The organism is Pseudomonas thivervalensis (assembly GCF_001269655.1).
Lineage (GTDB): Bacteria > Pseudomonadota > Gammaproteobacteria > Pseudomonadales > Pseudomonadaceae > Aquipseudomonas > Aquipseudomonas thivervalensis.
Genome location: NZ_LHVE01000001.1, coordinates 408870 through 430203, shown reverse-complemented (window position 1 = coordinate 430203; position 21334 = coordinate 408870). Strand labels below are relative to the sequence as shown.

The following is a 21334-nucleotide window of genomic DNA, read 5'->3' as shown; positions in this document are numbered from 1 at the left end:
CCCTCGCCACGGTAATCGGTTACAAGACGGATGGCGCGCTGTCGACTTCCTTGGGCAACCGCTGATCAATCACCCGATACAGCGCACTGTCCTGCGGCCAATTACGCATGAACCGCGCTCGATCCCGGGCGTAGGCCGGGGCGAAGCTGGCCTGGGTGCGGTGTTGGCACATGGAATCGAGGTCGATCAGCGCCCAGCGGTTGTGCTGCCAGAACAGGTTGTGACCCTTGAAGTCGCCGTGGCTGATGCGCTCACGGATCAGGTCGGCGAACAGCCGGTCCAGCGCCAGCAGCTCAGTCTCGGGGGCTTCACCGTTTTGCACGTAAGGCCCGAAGCGCTCGATGATGTCCGGCCCTGCCAAGTGTTCGCTGACCAGGTAGGCGCCACGGCGCAGCCACAGGAAGCGTTTTTCCAGGAGCGCCAGCGGCTTGGGGGTGGCGATGCCGAGGAAGGCCAGGCGATGGCCTTCGCGCCAGGAATGCCAGGCGCGGCTCGGGCGCCAGAAGCGCTTGAGCCAGTGAGCGAAATTCTTGATGTTGTAGCGCTTGATCACCAAGGCACGACCGTTCACCTCGACTTTGCCAACGCTGGCCGCGCCGCCGGTCTTGTACAGATGTCCCTGCTCGAGCAACGCATCGGCCTGCTCCAGCACCGGCGTCATGGCCGCTTCTTCGTCACGCCGAATGGCCCGCAGGCTAAACGCCCCGCGCTGCACGCTGAACAGACTGCACTCACGCCCGACTTTCTCGAGGAAATCCTTCAGGCGCCAGGCCTGCACCTTGTCGATCTGTTTTTGCAGCGCTTCCATGGGCAGCGCGTGCTCGGCGTTACCCAGCAGGTAGTACACCAACAGTTCTTCATTGAACGGCTGGAGCGATTTGGGAAGCTGGGCGAAAAACACTCCCAGGTTCTCCAGGACTTTCTGCCGCGACAACGGTTGCCCCGGGGTTTCGGCGCGAATGCCGGCACCGTCGATCAAATAGAGCTTACCGTCGTGGCGCAGCAGGTTGTCCAGGTGCAGGTCTTCCTGCCACAAGCCTTTGCCGTGCAGTTGCGCGATGGCGCCCAAGGCTTCGGCCAGCACCGCGGTTTGTTCGTCGGCCAGCAAGGGCAGGTGTTCGACCTGCTTCCAGGCATCGCCCAGGCTTTCGGCGTCTTCGAGCAATTCGAACAACAACCAGCCGCCTTCAGCCTCGTTCAGGCCATCGGCCAGCAGCAGCGGCGTCGTCAGCCCTTGCTCCGCCAGCAGGCGAACGCCTTGCAGTTCCCGCTGGAAATGCCGGGCGGCCTTGCTGCCGACCAATAATTTGGCCAGCACCGGTCGGCCGCGCCAGACGCCGGCGCCGACATAACGCTGCCCCGGCAACACCCGCAGCAGCGAAAGCAACTGCAGTTGCGCCGGGCCGGCGGCATCGGCCAACTCCAGGCTCAGCGGCAGACTGGGGCTGCGACCGGCATGTTTCAATTCGGACAACTGCATCAACGGGCTCCCTTGTGGCTTCGTCGGGCATTCAGGAGGTTCATCCAACTGTCGACCAGCCCGGCATCGAGCGGCTGGTCCAGATAGGTGGACAACAACTGGCGCACATCGGCATCACTCCAGATGGAGGCGCGACGCAGCAACGGCTCCAGGTCCTTGACCCGATCACGCTGGCCAAACAGCAACGGCCGGGTCTTTTCCAGGTCGATCAATTGCGCCTGGTAACCGTCGGCGGTGGCTTGCAGGAAAATATGTTTGGGATAGAAGCAACCGTGTACCTGGCGCATGCCGTGCAGGCGCCGCACCAATTGCCCGCAGGCGCTGAGGATGGTGGTGCGCTGCACCGCCGTCAGGCTTGGCCAGCGTTGCAACAGTGAGTCCAGGTCGTCCCAGCCATCCAGGGCGCGGGTCAGCAGGATCGCCCGCACTTCACCACCCACCTTCCGCTGGCCGTAGAACACCGCTTGCAAGGCTGGAATGCCCAACTGCCGGTAGCGGCTGATGTTGCGAAATTCCCGGGAAAAACTCGGCTCGCCAAAGGGCCGGGACCAGGTCCGGGTCAGGTAATTGCTTTGACGCTTGAGGTAATACCCCTGCCCTTCCAGCTCCAGCCGGAACACGCTGCTCCAGCCATCGCCCGAGGTATTGGGTTCGTCCACCGCATCCAGTTGCCGCGTCCACAACGCCTCGAAGCTGTCCAGGCCATGGCGTTGCAACAACGCCCGGTCTTCAGCGGCCAGAAAATCAGTCATTCACGCCCCTCGAAAAATCTCACCACGTGACGGATGCGCTTCTTGTCGCACGCATCGAGCCGGTCGCGCTGGCGGTATTGCAGGTAAAAACGCAGGCGCTGCGTGGCTGACAAATGGTATTTGGCCACTTTATCCAGGCACGCCAAGTCCTTGGTGATACGGTACTTGAGCCAAAAACCGCGCCAGAAATCGCCGTTCGGGCAATCGATCAGAAACAGCCGCGAGCAGTCGTCGATCAACAGGTTGCGCCATTTCAGGTCGTTATGGGTAAAGCGGTGCTCGTGCATCGTCCGTGTATAACCGGCCAATTGCCGGCTCACATCATCGACCCAGGCACGGTCCGTCAGCCGCGAATCATGACGCTCGGCGAGAGCCGAAAGATCTTCGGTATGCGGCAGCTCGCGGGTGATCAGTGCGCCACGGGCATAGGTCGCGCCTTTTCGCTCCAACCCCCAACCCACGACTTCAGCGGTGGGGATGCCCCATTTGGCGAAACGCTTGAGGTTCTGCCATTCGGACTTGACCCGCGGCTTGCCCAGGTAGCGCCGCAAGCCTTTGCCGGCCCCGACGTAGCGCTTGACGTAGTAGTTCACGCCGTTTCGCTGCACCCGGATCACCTCTGACAACGGATCGCGGGTCAAACGCTCGCCTTGCAAGGCGAACACCGCCTCGAGGCTGCCAAAATCCTGTGCCAGCTCGGCGTAGGCCGGTTCCAGGTTCCAACCCGACATCAGAGCGCGTCCCCGTACCGCTGCTTGCGGGCATACAGCTTGTTGGCCTTGCCTTCGAGCCAGGCGAGCAACGACGCCTCTTCGGCGAGGATCCGTCGCAGCGGCTGCTGGAAATAGCCCTTGAGGAAACGCAGCTTGTCGCGGCGGGTCAGGCCGATGTCCAGCGCCGAGAAATACAGTGCTGCCAGGTCCTTGTTGCGCCAGCGAGTGGTGATCGCGGGACGGGTCTGGGCGCGGTGCAGGTCGATCACCGAGAGCTTGAAATCTCCTGGCGTCACCGGTTTGTCGGTGTGCAGCAGGAAGTGGCAGATGTAGCAGTCACGATGGTTGACGCCGGCGCGGTGCATCATGCCGGTCATGCGCGCCACTTCGGCGATCAGCGCACGCTTGAGCGCTGGCTGCGGCGGCTGCTTGACCCAGTCGATGCTGAAGTCTTCGAGGCTGACGGTCGGCGCCAGCTCTTCGGTGACGATAAACGAGTGCTGGTCCGCCGGATTGCGGCCCTTTTCGCCGTAGGCGACCGCCGTCATGGTTGGCACGCCGGCTTCCTGCAAGCGCTGGATCGCCTTCCATTCCTGCCCCGCGCCGAGTACCGGCAGCTTGGCGGTGATCAGGTTCTTGAAGATCTCGCCCCAACCGATGCCACGGTGGATCTTCACGAAAAAACCGCGACCGTCCACCTCCGTGCGCAAGGTGCGCCGGGCTTCCAGTTCGCGATAGACCTCGCCCTTGAGCGCTTCGACTTCGGCGAACGCATCGCGCCCGGCCCAAAGGCTCTTGAACGGTTCGGCCAGCATCAATTTCATTAAGCGTGCTCCGCCAATATCACATCGGCCGCGTGCTGCGGCATGCTGTAGAGGTCCGCCGTCTCGGCGAAGGCCAGACCGTTGCGGCTCCAGGCTGCCCGTGCTGCGGCATCTTTCAACATGCGGCCCAGGTAGTCGGTGAGCTGCGCTTGTTCGAACGGCTCGTCCAGCACCAGGCCACTGTCGGCCTCGGCGATGTAATGGGCGTACCCACACACTGCGCTGACCAGCACCGGCAACCCGGCCACCAGCGCTTCGAGCAATACGGTGCCGGTGTTCTCGTTGTACGCCGGATGGATCAACAGGTCGGCGCCCAGCAGGAAACGCGGGATATCGCTACGGCCCTTGAGGAATCGCACGTTGTCGCCCAGACCCAGCGCGGCGCTTTGCAGTTGGAATACTTTGGGGTCGTCCTGGCCAATTACAAACAGCCGGGTGCGTTTTCTCAGCTCGGCCGGCAACGCGGCCAGGGCCTTGAGGCTGCGATCCACGCCCTTGGTCTTGAACCCGGAACCGATCTGCACCAGCAGCAAGTCGTCGTCGGCCAGCTCGAATTCAGCGCGGAACGCGGCACGGATCTCGTCGGCGTCGGCGGGCCGGCGACGGTCCTGGGCGATACCCGGTGGCAGCAAGTGGAAGCGTTCCAGCGGCGTGCCGTAGTGCTTGATGAACAGCGGCTGCTGGACTTCGGAAATCATCAGTACGTCGGTTTTTGCATCCTTGGCGAACACGGCCCGCTCGTACTCGGCGAAATGCCGGTAGCGGCCCCAGCGCCGGTACAGCGAATTGCGCAGGTTCTGCGCCTTGTCTTCAAAACAACCGTCGGCAGCGTAATAGACGTCCAGGCCGGGCATTTTGTTGAAGCCGATCAAACGGTCCACCGGGCGTTTGGCCAGGTCGGCCTCCATCCACGCGCTGAGTTTCTCGTTGCGGCGATGATTGAACAGCGCCTTGACCGGCGCCACCAGCACCTCGAAGCCGGGCGGCACGTCACCTTCCCAGATCAGCGTGTAGACGCGGATCTGATGACCGCGTTGTTGGCATTCCAGGGCGATGCGCATGAAGTCACGCTGCAGGCCTCCGAAGGGGAAGTACTTGTAAAGGACAAAAGCCAATTGCATCAGCGCGGCTCCTCAGCCAATAACGTGCTCAGGTGGCTGGCAACACGCTCGGGGTTCAGACGCGTGAAGCACAGGGGCTGCTCGCGTTTCAGGTCAAACCGCCGGGCATCCTCGGCGGTTGGCGGATAAGTGCATTGTTTCTGCATGCAGGGGGCGCAAGGGAAATCACTGGCGAGGTGAATCTGGCCCTTGCCGTAGGCGCCGGTCAGCACAGGATTGGTCGGGCCGAGCAGCGAAATGGTCGGCACGTCCAGGGCCGCGGCCAAGTGACCGAGACCGGTGTCCACGGCCACGCAGGCCTGGGCGCCGGCAAGCACCTTGCCCATGCCGCCAAGGTTCAGCTTCGGCAGCACCAAGGCGTTGCGCAGCCCGCTGGCGATACGTTCTGCCCGAGCTTTCTCGGCTGGGTTGCCCCACGGCAGCTTGACGACCACACCGAACTGACCCATCCGCTCGGTGAGCTGGCGCCAGTAAAGTTCGGGCCAGTGTTTGGACTCCCAGGTCGTGCCGTGCAGGAACACCACGTAGGGGTAGGGGCGTGGCAATTCCACCAAACGGTCGATGTCGAGGCCGTAGTTGCCCTGGGTTTGCGGCAAGTCATAACCCAGCGCCAGGGCGAACAACTGGCGCACGCGCTCGACCGCATGCTGACCGCGAGCCACCGCCAGACGCCGGGAATAAAAGCGCGCCGCCAGGGGTTCACGGGCCGAGTCTTTATCCAGGCCGGCCACCGGGGCCTTGACGTAGCGGGTCAGCCAGGCGCTTTTCAGCAGGCCCTGGGCGTCAATCACCAGGTCGTACTTTTCGGCGCGCATGCTCTGCTTGAAGCGTCGCCATTCACCGCTCTTGATGGTTTGCCAGAGATTCTTGCGCCAACGACGGATCGCCACCGCAATGACCTTGCCCACGGCCGGGTGCCAGGTGGGGATTTCGGCAAAGCCTTCTTCCACCACCCAATCGAACTTGATGCCCGGAATCGCCCGCGCTGCGTCGGTCAGCGCCGGCAGAGTGTGGACCACATCCCCCAGCGAAGACGTCTTGATCAACAATACCCGCAAGTTACCGGACCTCCACGGGTGTGCCCTGCAAACGCTCCAAGGCCTCGCTCACCGACGGCGGCATGAGCTGGCGCAGGCAGTTGTAATGACCGAAACGGCAGGTGCGGTCGAAACACGGGCTGCACTCGATGCCCAGGCGCACGACTTCGACCTGATCGGCCAGCGGTGGCGTGAAGCCCGGTGAGGTGGAGCCGTAGACCGCCACCAATGGGCGATTCAGGGCCGCGGCCACGTGCATCAGGCCCGAATCGTTGGACACCACCGAATCGGCGCACGACAGCAGGTCGATGGCCTCGGCCAGGGAGGTGTCGCCACTGAGGTTCACCGACTCTTCCCGAAGGCCCGGGATCAGCCGCGAGCGGATGTCCTCGCCCACCGGGTGATCTTTTTTCGAGCCGAACAGCCAGACTTGCCAGCCTTCACGAATCTTCGCCTCGGCCACCTGGGCGTAATGCTCCGCCGGCCAGCGCTTGGATTCGCCGAACTCAGCCCCTGGACACAGGGCCAGCACCGGACGATCCAGGCTCAGGCCGAACTTGGCCAGCGCCGCGTCACGAGTCACCGGGTCGATCGCGAGGCTCGGCCGCGGATAGGGCTTGGGCAACTCGGCCCCCGGCGCGTAGGCCAGGGCCATGAAGCGCTCGATCATCAGCGGGTAGCGGTCTTTGTCCAGCGTGCGTACATCATTGAGCAGGCCGTAGCGAAACTCGCCACGCCAGCCGGTGCGCTTGGGGATGCCAGCGAAAAACGGCACCAGCGCCGATTTCAATGAATTGGGCAGCAGGATCGCCTGGTCGTACTGGCCGGCCAGGGATTTGCCGATGCGTCGACGGGTCGCCAATTCCAGCACGCCATGGCCGAGCGGGAAGCTCAAGGCCTTGCGCACTTCGGGCATGCGCTCAAGGATCGGCCGGCTCCACTCGGGGGCCAGGACGTCGATTTCGCACTGCGGATGACGCTCTTTCAGGCACTGGAACAGTGTCTGCGCCATTACCATGTCACCGACCCAACTGGGCCCAACGATCAAAATATTCATGTGCTTTCCAAAAACGATACGGGGAGGCCTACGCCTCCCCGCCTCGAGAATCACTGTGGCTTAGGTCGTTGCCTGTGGCCCTAATCTACAACACACCATCCCACAAGGGTTCTGCATAGGTTTCAAGAACCGTGCAGCACCAAAAATACACTGTGGGAGCGAGCTTGCTCGCGATGAGGCCGGCACATCCAACATCGATGTCGCCTGACACTCCGCTATCGCGAGCAAGCTCGCTCCCACATTTATTCAATACTCAGCTCAGTCCCAGCTCCCGCCAGATCCGCACTACCTGTCGGCGCTCATCCACGAACTGGTCGCCTGCGATCACCCCGGCATCTTTCTGCAAGGCCTGGCGGTGGGCGGCGGAGCGGTAGGCTTTGTAGGCTTCGCGCAACAGTGTGGCATCTTCGGCCGGCATCAACCCGACCTCCTGCAACCCATCCAGGATGCGGATGTTATCGGTGTAGCGCACCAGCGATGGATGCTCTTGGGACCACGCCAGGGCCGCGTATTGCACCATAAATTCAATATCGACGATACCTCCGGCATCCTGCTTGAGGTCGAAGGGCGCCGTGGCTTCGAAGGCATTCGGCGCGGTCCCGGCGGCGGTGGCCTTGCTGCCGAGGTTGTCGCGCATTTTGGCGCGCATCTCACTGACTTCCTGGCGCAGCGTCGGCAGGTCACGCTTGCGCCCCAACACCTGGATGCGGACTTTTTCGAACGCCTGGCCCACGTCCTGGCTGCCCACCAGCACACGGGCGCGCACCAGCGCCTGATGCTCCCAGGTCCAGGCTTCGTTCTCCTGGTAGCGGGCAAACGCCCCGAGGGAACTGACCAGCAACCCCGACGCCCCGGACGGCCGCAGGCGCATGTCGACTTCATACAACTGCCCGGAGTTGGTCTGGGCGGTCAGCAGGTGAATGATCCGCTGGCCAAGCCGGGTGAAGAACTGCGCGCCGTCGATGGGTTTCGGGCCATCGGTTTCCGCCTGTGGGTCGCCGTCGTGAATGAACACCAGGTCCAGGTCGGAACCATGCCCCAATTCCAGGCCGCCGACTTTCCCGTAGCCGACAATAATGAAGCCCGGATCGCACAGGCTGCCGTCGGTGCGCAACGGCACACCGTGCTTGGCGGCCGTCTGGCGCCAGGCCAGCGCCAGCACTTGCTCCAGAATCGCCTCGGCCAGCCAGGTCAGGTAATCGCTGACCTTCATCAACGGCAGGCTGCCGGCAATTTCCGAAGCCGCCACCCGCAGACGGTGCGCCAGCTTGAAATGCCGCAACGCCTCCATTTGCTGCTCCAGGTCATCCTCGGGAATGCGCGTCAGGCGCTCACGCAACTCTGCCGCCAACTCCGGCGCCAGGGGCGGTTTGAACAGCCGGCCCTCGTTGAGCAACTCATCGAGCAGCAGCGGGAAACGGGTGATTTGCTCGGCGATCCACGGGCTCGCCGCGCACAGCGTCAGCAAGCGCCGCAGGGCGCCGGGGTTTTCCGTCAACAGCACCAGGTAGGCCGAACGGCGAGCCACAGCCTCCACCAAGGGCAGCACCCGCTCCAGCACCAGGTCCGGATCGGCATGCTCGACGGCCTGGGCCAGCAGGCGCGGAATGAAGGCATCCAGACGTTCGCGCCCCAAGCGCTGCATGGCGCGCAGTTGCGGGCTGCCACGCAGGACGGCCAGGGCCTTGAGGGCTTTGGGTGCATCGACGAAGCCGCCTTCTTCCAACTGACGGCACGCCGCCTCTTCATTCTGGCTGTCTTCCCACAACGGCAACCATTCGCCGCCCACCGCCATTTCGCTTTCGCCGCCCTCTTCTTCATCCGGGTCGGCGATGACCTGGCCGAAGTGCCAGGCCACGCGTCCACGCCAGTACATCAACTGCTCATGAAAGGCCGACCAGTCGGCAAAGCCCAGCATGAAGGCGATACGCGCCTGGTCCTGTGGGCTGTCCGGGAGCATCTGGGTCTGGCGGTCGGCGATGGCCTGGATCGCATGCTCGGTATACCGCAGGAACTCATAGCCCTGGCGCAGCTCATCGATCACCTTGGCCGGCAAGTACCCCTGGCCCTCCAGGGTGCCCAACACTTTGAGCAGCGGGCGCTGCTGCAAGCTCAAGTCGCGCCCGCCATGGATCAGCTGGAACGCCTGGGCAATGAACTCCACCTCGCGAATGCCACCCGAGCCCAGCTTGATGTTGTCGGCCATGCCCTTGCGCCGCACTTCCTGCTGGATCAACTGCTTCATGGTGCGCAGCGCTTCGATGGCGGAAAAATCCAGGTAACGGCGATAGACGAACGGACGCAGCATGTCGAGCAGTTGTGCACCGGCCACTTGGTCGCCAGCCACCACCCGCGCCTTGATCATGGCGTAGCGTTCCCAGTCGCGGCCCTGGTCCTGGTAATACTGCTCCAGGGCATTGAAGCTCAGCACCAGCGCACCGGCCGAACCATAGGGGCGCAGTCGCATGTCGACGCGGAACACGAAGCCGTCGACGGTCATCGGGTCGAGGGCCTTGATCAGGCGCTGGCCGACGCGGATGAAAAACTCCTGGTTATCCAGCGGTCGCTTGACGCCCACGGTTTCGCCGCCCTCGGGGTAGGCGAAGATCAGGTCGATGTCCGACGACAGGTTCAGTTCCACCGCCCCCAACTTGCCCATGCCCAGGATGACCATCTGCTGCGGTTCGCCGCTGCGCCGTCCGGTGGGCGTGCCGAATTGCTGGCTGAGGCGCTGGTACAACCAGTGGTAAGCCTGGTCGATGCAGGCGTCGGCCATGTCCGAAAGGTCGCGACAGGTCTGGACCAGGTCGGCCTGGCGGGTCAGGTCGCGCCAGATGATCCGCACCTGCTGGCGGGTACGCTGGCGGCGCAGGACGCGACCCAGTTCGTCTTCGGTTTCGGCGGCCTGGACGGCGGCAGCGATCTGCGCGCACATTTCACCAGGCGCCAGGCCGCGGTCCAGTTCGCCGCTGCGCACCAGTTCCAGCAGCATCACCGGGTCACGAACACTCTGCTCGATGACAAAGTCGCTGGCGGCGGCAATGCGGTTGAACGCCTCCCAGCGTTGCGGGGTCCAGGCCGACAGCCCACGATCGTCGTCGAGCAAGGCGACCGCCGCACGGAACGACTGCTCGGCACGACTGACCAATGACTGGAGAATCGCCGGTACTTCAGCAAGCGAGGGCAGGCTCATGGTCTATCCTTGATCGGCGCGGGAGAGGCTGGATGTAGTGTTTTTTCAAAAGACACTACCTGATCGACTGTCGAACAAAGATGATAAATAGCTGAAAATCTGATTTTATTGGCAGCCGGCATCAAGTTTTTACCTGTTCGAGTTGGCTAAAGACCAACAGTAACGATTATTCTCACAACGAAACGAGGGGCCATACGCCGCTCATGTGTAGTTTTACTACTCGTCTATACATTCGAAAGGCTGAAACGGCCGACGATTTGTAGTAAAACTACACGCCGCCGAAACAACCTTCGGCAATCCAAGAATTTATATCGTCTGCCCACAAGGCCAGTCGCAAACTCAGGCAACCGATTCTGGTAGCCTTTCCGCCCTGGAGCAAGCCATGCAAGACCTCGATCCCGTCGAAACCCAGGAATGGCTGGACGCCCTGGAATCGGTTCTCGACAAAGAAGGCGAAGACCGTGCTCATTATCTGATGACCCGTATGGGCGAACTCGCGACCCGCAGCGGTTCGCAACTGCCCTACGCCATCACCACGCCGTACCGCAACACGATCCCCGTTACCCACGAAGCACGCATGCCTGGCGACCTGTTCATGGAACGCCGCATTCGCTCGCTGGTACGCTGGAACGCGTTGGCCATGGTCATGCGTACCAACCTGAAAGATTCTGACCTGGGCGGTCACATCTCCAGCTTCGCCTCCAGCGCGACGCTGTATGACATCGGTTTCAACTACTTCTTCCAGGCCCCGACCGACGAACACGGCGGCGACCTGATCTACTTCCAGGGTCACGCATCGCCAGGCGTCTACGCCCGTGCGTTCATGGAAGGCCGCATCACCGAAGACCAGATGAACAACTTCCGCCAGGAAGTGGACGGCAACGGCCTGTCCTCGTACCCGCACCCTTGGCTGATGCCGGACTTCTGGCAGTTCCCGACCGTTTCCATGGGCCTGGGCCCGATCCAGGCGATCTACCAGGCACGCTTCATGAAGTACCTGGAAGCCCGTGGCTTCATCCAGCCAGGCAAGCAGAAAGTCTGGTGCTTCATGGGCGACGGCGAGTGCGACGAGCCGGAATCCTTGGGCGCGATCTCCCTGGCCGGCCGCGAGAAGCTGGACAACCTGATCTTCGTCATCAACTGCAACCTGCAGCGCCTCGACGGCCCGGTTCGCGGCAACGCCAAGATCATCCAGGAACTCGAAGGCGTGTTCCGTGGTGCCCAGTGGAACGTCAACAAAGTCATCTGGGGCCGTTTCTGGGACCCACTGCTGGCCAAGGACGTCGACGGCATCCTGCAACGCCGCATGGACGAAGTCATCGACGGCGAGTACCAGAACTACAAGGCCAAGGACGGCGCGTTCGTCCGTGAGCACTTCTTCAACTCGCCTGAACTCAAGGCCATGGTCGCCGACCTGTCCGACGACGAGATCTGGAAGCTCAACCGTGGCGGCCACGACCCGTACAAGGTCTACGCGGCGTACCACCAGGCGGTCAACCACAAAGAACAGCCGACCGTCATCCTGGCCAAGACCATCAAGGGTTATGGCACCGGTGCCGGCGAAGCGAAGAACACCGCGCACAACACCAAGAAAGTCGATGTCGACAGCCTGAAGTTGTTCCGCGATCGCTTCGACATTCCGGTCAAGGACAGCGAGCTGGAAAACCTGCCGTTCTTCAAGCCGGAAGAAGGCAGCGCCGAAGCCCGTTACCTGGCCGAGCGCCGTGCCGCCCTGGGCGGTTTCGTGCCTCAGCGTCGCGCCAAGAGCTTCAGCATCCCGACCCCGCCACTGGAAACCCTCAAGGCGATCCTGGACGGCTCGGGCGACCGTGAAATCTCCACCACCATGGCCTTCGTGCGGATCCTCGCGCAACTGGTCAAGGACAAGGAAATCGGCCAGCGCATCGTCCCGATCATCCCGGACGAAGCCCGTACCTTCGGTATGGAAGGCATGTTCCGCCAGCTGGGCATCTACTCGTCCGTCGGCCAGCTCTACGAGCCAGTCGATAAAGACCAGGTGATGTTCTACCGCGAAGACAAGAAGGGCCAGATCCTCGAAGAGGGCATCAACGAAGCGGGCGCCATGAGCTCCTTCATTGCCGCCGGTACTTCGTACTCCAGCCACAACCAGCCAATGCTGCCGTTCTACATCTTCTACTCGATGTTCGGCTTCCAGCGTATCGGCGACCTGGCCTGGGCCGCTGGCGACAGCCGTACCCGTGGCTTCCTGATCGGCGGCACCGCCGGCCGCACCACGCTCAACGGTGAAGGCCTGCAGCACGAAGACGGCCACAGCCACATGCTGGCCGGGACCATCCCGAACTGCCGCACCTATGATCCGACCTACGGCTACGAGCTGGCGGTGATCATCCAGGATGGCATGAAAAAGATGACCGAAGAGCAACAGGACGTCTTCTACTACATCACCGTGATGAACGAGTCCTACCAGCAGCCAGCCATGCCGGCCGGTGTCGAGGCAGGCATCGTCAAGGGCATGTACCTGCTCGAGGAAGACACCCGCGAAGCGGCGCACCACGTCCAGTTGATGGGCTCGGGCACCATCCTGCGCGAAGTGCGTGAAGCGGCGAAGATCCTGCGTGAAGAGTTCAACGTCGGCGCCGACGTCTGGAGCGTCACCAGCTTCAACGAACTGCGTCGCGACGGCCTGGCCGTAGAGCGCAGCAACCGCCTGCACCCTGGCCAGAAGCCAAAGCTGAGCTACGTCGAAGAGTGCCTGAACGGCCGCAAAGGTCCGGTCATCGCCTCTACCGACTACATGAAGCTGTTCGCCGAGCAGATCCGCCAGTGGGTGCCTTCCAAGGAATTCAAAGTGCTGGGTACCGACGGTTTCGGCCGTAGCGACAGCCGCAAGAAGCTGCGTCACTTCTTCGAAGTCGACCGTAAGTTCGTTGTGTTGGCAGCCCTGGAAGCCCTGGCTGACCGTGGCGATATCGAACCTAAAGTGGTGGCCGAAGCCATCGCCAAGTTCGGCATCGATCCGGAAAAACGCAACCCACTGGACTGCTGAGGAGAATTTTCGTGAGCGAACTCATTCGCGTACCTGACATCGGCAGCGGTGAAGGTGAAGTAATTGAACTGTTTGTGAAGGTCGGCGACCGTATCGAAGCCGACCAGAGCATCCTGACGCTTGAATCGGACAAGGCCAGCATGGAAGTGCCTGCGCCGAAGGCCGGTGTCATCAAGAGCCTGAAAGTGAAGCTGGGCGACCGCCTGAAGGAAGGCGACGAACTGCTGGAGCTGGAAGTCGAGGGCGCCGCTGCGGCGCCTGAAGCGCCCGCCCCTGCTGCTGCCCCGGCGGCGGCTGAAAAGCCTGCCGCCTCGCCAACTGCCGAAGCGGCTCCCGCGCCCGCCGCTGCGCCTGCCGCTGCCAGCGTCCAGGACATTCATGTCCCGGACATCGGTTCGTCGGGCAAGGCCAAGATCATCGAAGTACTGGTCAAAGCCGGCGACACCGTCGAAGCCGACCAGTCGCTGATCACCCTGGAATCCGACAAGGCCAGCATGGAAATCCCATCGCCGGCCGCCGGTGTGGTGGAAAGCGTCGAGGTCAAGCTGGACGACGAAGTCGGCACCGGTGACCTGATCCTGAAGCTCAAGGTCGCTGGCGCTGCGGCACCTGCCGCACCCGCCCAGGCCGCTGCGCCTGCAGCCAAGACCGAAGCGGCACCGGCTCCAGCCGCCGCGCCTGCCGCCAAAGCCGAAGCGGCTCCGGCCCCGGTCGCCGCGCCTGCGCCTAGCGGTGCCAAGGTGCACGCTGGCCCTGCGGTGCGTCAGCTGGCCCGTGAATTCGGTGTCGAGCTGTCCGCCGTAGGCCCGAGCGGCCCTCACGGCCGTGTGCTCAAGGAAGACGTGCAAGCCTACGTCAAGGCCATGATGCAGAAGGCCAAGAACGCACCGGCCGAAGGCGCCACCGGCGGCGCGGGCATCCCGCCGATCCCGGCGGTGGACTTCAGCCGCTTCGGCGAAACCGAAGAAGTGGCCATGACTCGCCTGATGCAGATCGGCGCGTCGAGCCTGCACCGCAGCTGGCTGAACATTCCACACGTGACTCAGTTCGACCAGGCTGACATCACCGAGCTGGAAGCTTTCCGCGTCGCGCAGAAAGCCGTGGCGGAAAAGGCCGGCGTGAAGCTGACCGTGCTGCCACTGCTGCTCAAGGCCTGTGCGCACCTGCTCAAGGAGCTGCCGGACTTCAACGCCTCGCTGGCCCCAAGCGGCAAGGCGGTGATCCGCAAGAAATACGTGCACATCGGCTTTGCCGTCGACACCCCGGAAGGCCTGCTGGTACCGGTCATCCGCAACGTCGACCAGAAGAGCCTGCTGCAACTGGCTGCCGAAGCCGCTGCCTTGGCCGAAAAGGCCCGGAGCAAGAAGCTCACCGCCGACGACATGCAGGGCGCCTGCTTCACCATCTCCAGCCTCGGCCACATTGGCGGCACCGGCTTCACGCCGATCGTCAACGCGCCGGAAGTGGCGATCCTGGGTGTTTCCAAGGCCACCATCCAGCCAGTCTGGGACGGTAAAGCCTTCCAGCCGAAGCTGATGCTGCCACTGTCGCTGTCCTACGATCACCGCGTGATCAACGGCGCCGCCGCTGCACGCTTCACCAAGCGCTTGAGCGACTTGCTGGGCGACATCCGCACCATCCTGCTGTAACACCGGACGGCCCTCCCTTGGGAGGGCCATTCGGCGCACCGTTTTCCGAGCGCCACGCTCGTACCTCAACCCCGTCCGTTTGGCGGGGCTTTTTTTTGCCTGGCATTCAAGCCAGGTGCATGGATGCTGGATGTACCGGCCTCATCGCGAGCAGGCTCGCTCCCACAATGGATTTGTGACGCTGCACCGCACCTGAACCTGATGAAGCGCCCTGTGGGAGCGAGCTTGCTCGCGATAGCGGTGTGTCAGGCAACCCGGCAACTTTCCTACCCCGTAAGTCTTAAATGACTACGCCCCCTGTTGCTCATTACCCACAACCCGCGCCCCCTTCCCCATCAATATTTATCGCCCGCCGGGCTTTAGCATCAAGCCGCCAAGACACTGGGTGCTTGCACCCAACCATCAAAACTTCGAATGGATTCGAATATGTTCAAACCTACCGTCGGCCCCATTGTCGGGCACACGACCACCGATCACGCACGGATATTCCTACGGGGCGATCACGGCAACAGCCAGGTATTTGCCGCTATTCGCCATCGGCGCCGAGGCGATACACGCTGGTCGAAAGGGCACTTTGTCCAATTGAAGGCCTACCGCGACATGTCCGATGTCATCGTATTGAACGGCCTTCAACCCGATACCACCTATGAGTACCAGGCTGGCTGGTTCAGCCCCTTGAGCCCGACCCATACCGTGGAAAGCATCCAGGAACTGCCCCTGCAATGGCCGAGGAACACCTACAGCTTGCGCACGCCTGCCGCTGGCACCGATGCGCCACGGGCCTATATCGTGGGCTCATGTCGCTACCTTCGGATCGCCGCCAACACCCCGCTGCTGCCCGCCCTTGGGGACCGCACCTTTGCCGGCATCAATCGCATCGTCGAACAGGCCGACCCGCCGATCAGCGCGGTATTGATGACCGGCGACCAGGTTTATCTCGACGACTTGAATGTCATCGGCCCGGACCGAACCTATAAAAACATTCTCCTCAGGTACCGCACCGTGTTGGCCCAACCGCACATCAGAACGTTGATGTCGGGCACCCCGACTTACATGATGCTCGACGACCATGAGATCGAAGACAACTGGCCTGCCAGGAAAACCGTCAACGACGACGTCCTGTATGCCAATGCCATGAGCGCTTATGAGCTTTACCAGGCGAGCCACGGTCCCGCCCATGAACTGTCGAGCGACGGAACCGTGGACAAGTCGCTGACCCGCTACTGGTACACGTTTGCCCATGGCGATATCCATTGGTTCGTCACCGACAGCCGGACGCAACGCAACCTGTCGGCAAACGACCGGCGCATTCTCGACGAGAAACAGGAACAGGTCCTGCTCGAATGGCTCGTCAACAGCCCCGCCCGAGTCAAACTCGTCGTCACCAGCGTCATGTTCTTCCCTGACCGCAAGCGTGATGACGGCGATGCCTGGCAGGCGTTTCCGGCACAACGGCTGCGCCTGCTGGAAACCATCCGTCGCCATCGGATCAGGAACGTGGTTTTTGTCTCGGGCGACGTCCACGGCTCCATGACCAGCCGCCTGCGTCACAGCGAGGATCCTGATTTCGAGGTCAACACCATCGTGTCCTCGCCGTTCTACAACAGCAAATTGCTGCCATTTGCGAAAGCGAAGGATTTTATTTTCCGCAGTCCCATGGCCCGCACCGACAGCGGTGAGTACCGCTACGAACTGACCAGCCCAGTGGTGAGCCAGGACAACTTCGCCCGCCTGCAGATCACGACGCAGAGCCTTCTGGTCACTTTCCACGACCGTGACGGCAGGCTGTTGCAGACGGTGGATATCCCGCTGTGATGACCGTCCATGCCCTCTGATCGGCTGGCGACTGGAGAAATCCCGTTGTCGGCCGATAAAAGGTTTATAGCACTTGGCCTTCATCTCTCTTGTCAGCCAGTGCCGCAATGATGCAACCTTGCGCCAATCCGTAATAACGAGGGCGTCAGCCCGGCGCGATCAGCATTTTCGAAGCGAGTTTCCCCATGAAAAGCCAACCCGATGCCGCCAGCCGTATGGCGGCCGAGGTAGTGACGCAGTTACCGGTGCCCGCGCGGCTCGGTATGCTGCGTTTCGAACGGCTGAATGAAGCTAGCTGGGCGCTGTTGTTCCTCGACCCCAATTGCGAGCGACACTTCGGCCTGCCGGCGGTAGAACTGTGCTCGCTGGTCAGTTCGCCCTACGCCAGCCTGATGGAACCCGAAGCGCGCTATCAATTGCACGACGCCATCCAGCAGCAACTGGCCCAGGCCGCGCACTACCAGATTCGCTACACGCTCCACACCGCCAAGGGCCCGATGAACGTGCTGGAAACGGGCGAAGCCTATAAGCAGCACAATCGTCACCTGCTGCGCGGCTACCTGCTAGTGGTGGACAATTTGCTGCAAAGCGAACCCTCCATGCCGGCCCTGGACCTGGAAACCCAGAACTCGCGCCTGCAGATCGCCCTGGAACTGAACCAGCGCGCCCAGCAAGAGCAGCTCCAGCATCTGGACCGCGTACGTGCCCAACAGGACCTGATCCTGTTGCTGACCCGTCAACGCTACAGCGCCAACAACTCCCTGCTCGAAGCGGCCGAACTGATTACCCGCAGCGCTTGCGACATCTACCAGATCGACTGCGCGAGTATCTGGAACCTGGACGATGGCAAGCTGGTGCCGATTTCCGCCTATAACCGCGCGTCCCAGGAATATTTCCTGCCGGCGGTGATCGACGCCAACGAATTTCCCGACTACATGGAGGCGCTGCAGACCTGCCGCGCCATCGACGCCCACAATGCGATGCGTGACCCGCGCACCCGGGAAATGGCTGGGAACCTGCGCGCCCGCGACGTCAATGCCATTCTCGACGCCAGCGTGCGTATCGACGGTCAAGTGGTGGGCGTGCTGTGCCTGGAACAAGTGGGCGCCACCCGCGCCTGGCAGTCGGATGAGATCGCCTTTGCCGGCGAGCTGGCGGACCAGTTCGCCCAAGTCATCAACAACCACAACCGACGCACCGCCACCAGCGCCCTGCACCTGTTCCAGCGAGCCGTGGAACAGAGCGCCAACGCCTTCCTGCTGGTCAATTGCGACGGCGTGGTGGAGTACGTCAACCCAAGCTTCACCGCGATCACCCAGTACACCACCGAAGAAGTCCACGGCCAGCGCCTCTCGGAACTGCCGGCCCTGGAAAACCTCAGCGAACTGCTGTTCGATGCACCCTCGGCGCTGGCCCAGAGCAACAGTTGGCAGGGCGAGTTCAAGAGCCGGCGCAAGAACCTGGAGCCCTACTGGGGCCAGTTGTCGATTTCCAAGGTCTACGGCGACAACCGCGAGCTGACCCACTACATCGGCATCTACGAAGACATCACCCAGACCAAACTGGCCCAGCAGCGCATCGAGCGCCTGGCCTACACCGACAACCTGACCAACCTGGGCAACCGTCCGGCATTCATTCGCAACCTCGACGAACGCTTCGCCCGGGACAGCGATTCGCCCATCAGCCTGCTGTTGGTGGACATCGACAACTTCAAGCGCATCAACGACAGCCTCGGCCACCAGACCGGCGACAAACTGCTGATCAGCCTGGCCCGGCGCCTGCGTAACAGCCTGAGCCCCAGCGGCAGCCTGGCGCGCTTCGCCAGTAACGAGTTCGCGGTGCTGCTGGACGACACCGATCTGGAGGCCGGGCAGCAGATCGCCAGCCAGTTGCTGATGACCCTCGACAAACCGATGTTCGTCGACAACCAGTTGATCAGCGTGACCGGCTCCGTCGGCCTGGCCTGCGCGCCGCTGCACGGTCGCGACCCGCAGACCCTGATGCGCAACGCCGGCCTGGCCCTGCACAAGGCCAAGGCCAACGGCAAACACCAGGTCCAGGTGTTCACCGAGGCGCTGAATGCCGAGGCCAGCTACAAGCTGTTCGTGGAAAACAACCTGCGGCGCGCCCTGACCCAGAACGAACTGGACGTGTTCTACCAGCCCAAGCTGTGCCTGCGCAGCGGCCGCCTGCTGGGCATGGAGGCACTGCTGCGCTGGAACCATCCGGAAAAGGGCATGATCCGCCCGGACCAATTCATCAGCGTGGCTGAAGAAACCGGCCTGATCATTCCTATTGGCAAATGGATCGCCCGCCAAGCCTGCCGCATGAGCAAACAGCTGACCGCAGCCGGGCTGGGCAACCTGCAAGTGGCGATCAACCTGTCGCCCAAGCAGTTCTCCGACCCGGACCTGGTCGCCTCCATCGCCAGCATCCTCAAGGAGGAACAACTGCCGGCCCGGCTGCTGGAACTGGAACTGACCGAAGGCCTGCTGCTGGAAGCCACCGAAGACACCCACTTGCAGCTCGACCAGCTCAAGCGCCTGGGGCTGACCCTGGCCATGGACGATTTCGGCACCGGTTATTCATCCCTGAGCTACCTGAAGAAATTCCCGATCGACATCATCAAGATCGATCGCAGCTTCATCCATGAGATCCCGGACAACCAGGACGACATGGAAATCACCTCGGCGGTGATCGCCATGGCCCACAACCTGAAGCTCAAGGTCGTGGCCGAAGGCATCGAGACCGCCCAGCAACTGGCGTTCTTGCGCCGGCACCGTTGCGACGTCGGCCAGGGCTACCTGTTCGACCGGCCAATCCCCGGCGCAGAGCTGATCGAAAAGCTCAAGCGCTACCCGCGCGGGCCGCTCGTCTGACAGCCGCTTATAGCTAGCGGCGGCTTTTCTGAGGCACACTGACGGTCTATTTCGCTCAACTCAATCTGACTGAGAGGACTGATAATGGTCTTGCGCTCGGAAATCCTGGTGAACAAAAACGTGCTTCCTACCCCTGAACAAGCCCTGCCTGGCCGTGAAACCCCAATGAGCGTGCCGGAAAAACACTTCGTCCTCGACGCGCCCCTGCTGGGCCCGTTTGCCATGGATGTGGACTTCGCCATCTTCGGCCTCGGCTGCTTCTGGGGCGCTGAGCGCAAGTTCTGGCAGCGCGAAGGCGTGGTCAGTACTGCGGTGGGTTACGCCGGTGGTTTCACGCCGAACCCGACATATGAAGAAGTCTGCTCGGGGCTTACCGGCCACAGCGAAGTGGTGCTGGTGGTCTACGAGCCGGCAAAAGTCAGCTATGAGCAGTTGTTGAAGATGTTCTGGGAGCTGCACAACCCGACCCAGGGCATGCGCCAGGGGAACGACATCGGCACCCAGTACCGTTCGGTGATCTATGCCACCAACCCGACTCAACTGGCGGCGGCCAAACACAGTGAGCAAGTCTTCCAGGCTGAATTGACCAAGGCCGGCAAAGGCACTATCACCACCGAAATCGAAGAGGCACCGACGTTCTATTTCGCCGAGACCTATCACCAGCAGTACCTGGCGAAGAACCCTGAAGGCTATTGCGGGATCGGCGGGACCGGCGTGACCTGCCCGATCTGACTACACGCTTGCTCGCGATAGCGGTGGGTCTGAGGTGGTGATGCTGAATTTGCCGCCGTCATCGCGAGCAAGCTCGGCTCCCACAGGGTCCGGAGCGGACACAAATATTGGGTACACCTCAGAACCCATGTGGGAGCGAGCCTGCTCGCGATAGCGCCCTTCCAGACACCATCAAACCATCAGCTCTCAGCGATCAACCAATCCATCTGCCACCCGCCCTGGGTCTGGCCGAGCTTTTTCGACAGCCACGGCAGCAACTCACGCAACTCCTCCTCCAACCCCCAAGGCGGGTTGGCAATCGCCAGGCCGGAGCCGTTCAGGCTGTTGGGCGTCGCCAGTGGGTGCACCAGCAGTTCCACCCGCAACAGCTTCGGTGCTCCCGTGCCGGCCAGGTCCTGGTAGAAGCGGCGCAACATGCGCTGGTCCTTCACCGGGTACCAGATCGCCGCCACCGTCTGGCGCATCCGGCCAATCGCCTCCTTGAGCGAGGCGGCGCAGCGCTGCATCTCGTCAAGCTGCTCGAAGGGCGGATCGATCAACATCAGGCCACGCTTCTCTGCCACCGGCAGCAGCGCCCGCGGCACATGCCAGCCCTCGCCCAGATGCACCGCCACGCGACGGTCGCCTTTCATGTTGTCCTTGAGCAACACACCGTCTTCAGGGTGTTTCTCGTTGAGCAGCACACGGTCTTGCGAACGGGTCAGGCGCCGCGCCAGTTCCGGCGAGCCCGGGTAGTAGCGCAATTGGCCGTCAGGGTTCATCTCGTGCAGCACCTTCATGTAATCGGCCGTCAACGGCGGCAGATCATCCTCGCCCCACAACCGCGCGATGCCTTCCAGGTACTCACCGGTACGGTTGGCCTGGTCACCCTGCAAGTCGTACAGCCCGATGCCCGCGTGGGTATCGAGGTAGGCGAAGGGCTGTTCCTTGCGCGACATCAACGCGATGAGGCGGGTCAAGGTCAGGTGTTTGAACACGTCGGCGTGATTGCCGGCGTGGAAGGCGTGGCGATAATTCATGGCGGCTCCTGCGAAGGGCGACGAGTTTACCTTGA

Annotated in this window: 14 protein-coding genes; 5 read left to right on the top strand and 9 right to left on the bottom strand. The window is 62.4% G+C overall.

Features of this window, described 5'->3' with window-relative positions; translation table 11 throughout:
- Positions 1-19: 19 nt before the first annotated feature.
- From AD659_RS01800 to glnE, 8 genes are all read right to left on the bottom strand, one after another.
- Positions 20-1480, bottom strand: a complete 1461-nt coding sequence (locus AD659_RS01800; protein WP_053117809.1) for a lipopolysaccharide kinase InaA family protein — start codon at positions 1478-1480, stop codon at positions 20-22.
- Positions 1480-2232, bottom strand: a complete 753-nt coding sequence (locus AD659_RS01795) for a lipopolysaccharide kinase InaA family protein (RefSeq protein WP_053117807.1) — start codon at positions 2230-2232, stop codon at positions 1480-1482. The genes AD659_RS01800 and AD659_RS01795 overlap by 1 nt, the downstream gene beginning before the upstream one ends.
- Positions 2229-2963: a lipopolysaccharide kinase InaA family protein gene (locus AD659_RS01790; protein ID WP_053117805.1), complete on the bottom strand. Its 735-nt coding sequence runs from the start codon at positions 2961-2963 to the stop codon at positions 2229-2231. The genes AD659_RS01795 and AD659_RS01790 overlap by 4 nt, the downstream gene beginning before the upstream one ends.
- A complete protein-coding gene (gene rfaP / locus AD659_RS01785) occupies positions 2963-3769 on the bottom strand; it encodes a lipopolysaccharide core heptose(I) kinase RfaP (protein ID WP_053117803.1) in 807 nt (268 codons plus the stop codon). The genes AD659_RS01790 and rfaP overlap by 1 nt, the downstream gene beginning before the upstream one ends.
- The gene (locus AD659_RS01780; protein ID WP_053117801.1) at positions 3769-4890 is read right to left on the bottom strand and encodes a glycosyltransferase family 4 protein; all 1122 of its coding nucleotides are present in this window, start codon (positions 4888-4890) and stop codon (positions 3769-3771) included. The genes rfaP and AD659_RS01780 overlap by 1 nt, the downstream gene beginning before the upstream one ends.
- Positions 4890-5948 (bottom strand): lipopolysaccharide heptosyltransferase I, encoded by a 1059-nt coding sequence (waaC, locus tag AD659_RS01775; RefSeq protein ID WP_053117800.1) that lies wholly within the window; start codon positions 5946-5948, stop codon positions 4890-4892. The genes AD659_RS01780 and waaC overlap by 1 nt, the downstream gene beginning before the upstream one ends.
- 1 nt (position 5949) lies before the next feature.
- On the bottom strand, positions 5950-6984 hold the full coding sequence (waaF, locus tag AD659_RS01770) for a lipopolysaccharide heptosyltransferase II (protein WP_053117798.1): 1035 nt from the start codon (positions 6982-6984) through the stop codon (positions 5950-5952).
- A gap of 253 nt (positions 6985-7237) precedes the next feature.
- Entirely contained in the window at positions 7238-10177 is a 2940-nt protein-coding gene (gene glnE / locus AD659_RS01765) for a bifunctional [glutamate--ammonia ligase]-adenylyl-L-tyrosine phosphorylase/[glutamate--ammonia-ligase] adenylyltransferase (protein WP_053117795.1), read from the bottom strand.
- A 382-nt stretch (positions 10178-10559) separates the two neighbouring features.
- Between glnE and aceE the strand changes: the two genes are divergently transcribed.
- The 5 genes from aceE (at position 10560) to msrA (ending at position 20280) form a co-directional block, all read left to right on the top strand.
- Positions 10560-13205, top strand: coding sequence for a pyruvate dehydrogenase (acetyl-transferring), homodimeric type (gene aceE, locus AD659_RS01760; RefSeq protein ID WP_053117793.1), 2646 nt, complete (start codon positions 10560-10562; stop codon positions 13203-13205).
- Positions 13206-13216: 11 nt separating this feature from the next.
- On the top strand, positions 13217-14854 hold the full coding sequence (aceF, locus tag AD659_RS01755) for a dihydrolipoyllysine-residue acetyltransferase (RefSeq protein ID WP_053117791.1): 1638 nt from the start codon (positions 13217-13219) through the stop codon (positions 14852-14854).
- 426 nt (positions 14855-15280) lie between these two features.
- Entirely contained in the window at positions 15281-16669 is a 1389-nt protein-coding gene (locus tag AD659_RS01750) for an alkaline phosphatase D family protein (RefSeq protein WP_053117789.1), read from the top strand.
- A gap of 185 nt (positions 16670-16854) precedes the next feature.
- On the top strand, positions 16855-19548 hold the full coding sequence (locus tag AD659_RS01745) for a putative bifunctional diguanylate cyclase/phosphodiesterase (RefSeq protein ID WP_053117787.1): 2694 nt from the start codon (positions 16855-16857) through the stop codon (positions 19546-19548).
- Positions 19549-19632: 84 nt separating this feature from the next.
- Entirely contained in the window at positions 19633-20280 is a 648-nt protein-coding gene (gene msrA, locus AD659_RS01740) for a peptide-methionine (S)-S-oxide reductase MsrA (protein ID WP_053117785.1), read from the top strand.
- A gap of 179 nt (positions 20281-20459) precedes the next feature.
- Here msrA and AD659_RS01735 read toward each other — a convergent pair whose 3' ends face one another.
- Positions 20460-21299 carry a 23S rRNA (adenine(2030)-N(6))-methyltransferase RlmJ gene (locus AD659_RS01735; RefSeq protein ID WP_053117783.1) on the bottom strand — a complete coding sequence of 280 codons (840 nt, stop codon included), beginning with the start codon at positions 21297-21299 and terminating at the stop codon, positions 20460-20462.
- Positions 21300-21334 lie beyond the last annotated feature (35 nt).

Bases quoted from the DNA above. Each gene is read 5' to 3' on its own strand.
- AD659_RS01795 (WP_053117807.1), bottom strand. From the start codon at position 2,232: ATGACTGATTTTCTGGCCGCTGAAGACCGGGCGTTGTTGCAACGCCAT.
- AD659_RS01800 (WP_053117809.1), bottom strand. From the start codon at position 1,480: ATGCAGTTGTCCGAATTGAAACATGCCGGTCGCAGCCCCAGTCTGCCG.
- rfaP (WP_053117803.1), bottom strand. From the start codon at position 3,769: ATGAAATTGATGCTGGCCGAACCGTTCAAGAGCCTTTGGGCCGGGCGC.
- AD659_RS01750 (WP_053117789.1), top strand. From the start codon at position 15,281: ATGTTCAAACCTACCGTCGGCCCCATTGTCGGGCACACGACCACCGAT.
- glnE (WP_053117795.1), bottom strand. From the start codon at position 10,177: ATGAGCCTGCCCTCGCTTGCTGAAGTACCGGCGATTCTCCAGTCATTG.
- AD659_RS01735 (WP_053117783.1), bottom strand. From the start codon at position 21,299: ATGAATTATCGCCACGCCTTCCACGCCGGCAATCACGCCGACGTGTTC.
- waaF (WP_053117798.1), bottom strand. From the start codon at position 6,984: ATGAATATTTTGATCGTTGGGCCCAGTTGGGTCGGTGACATGGTAATG.
- AD659_RS01790 (WP_053117805.1), bottom strand. From the start codon at position 2,963: ATGTCGGGTTGGAACCTGGAACCGGCCTACGCCGAGCTGGCACAGGAT.
- AD659_RS01780 (WP_053117801.1), bottom strand. From the start codon at position 4,890: ATGCAATTGGCTTTTGTCCTTTACAAGTACTTCCCCTTCGGAGGCCTG.
- msrA (WP_053117785.1), top strand. From the start codon at position 19,633: ATGGTCTTGCGCTCGGAAATCCTGGTGAACAAAAACGTGCTTCCTACC.
- aceE (WP_053117793.1), top strand. From the start codon at position 10,560: ATGCAAGACCTCGATCCCGTCGAAACCCAGGAATGGCTGGACGCCCTG.
- AD659_RS01745 (WP_053117787.1), top strand. From the start codon at position 16,855: ATGAAAAGCCAACCCGATGCCGCCAGCCGTATGGCGGCCGAGGTAGTG.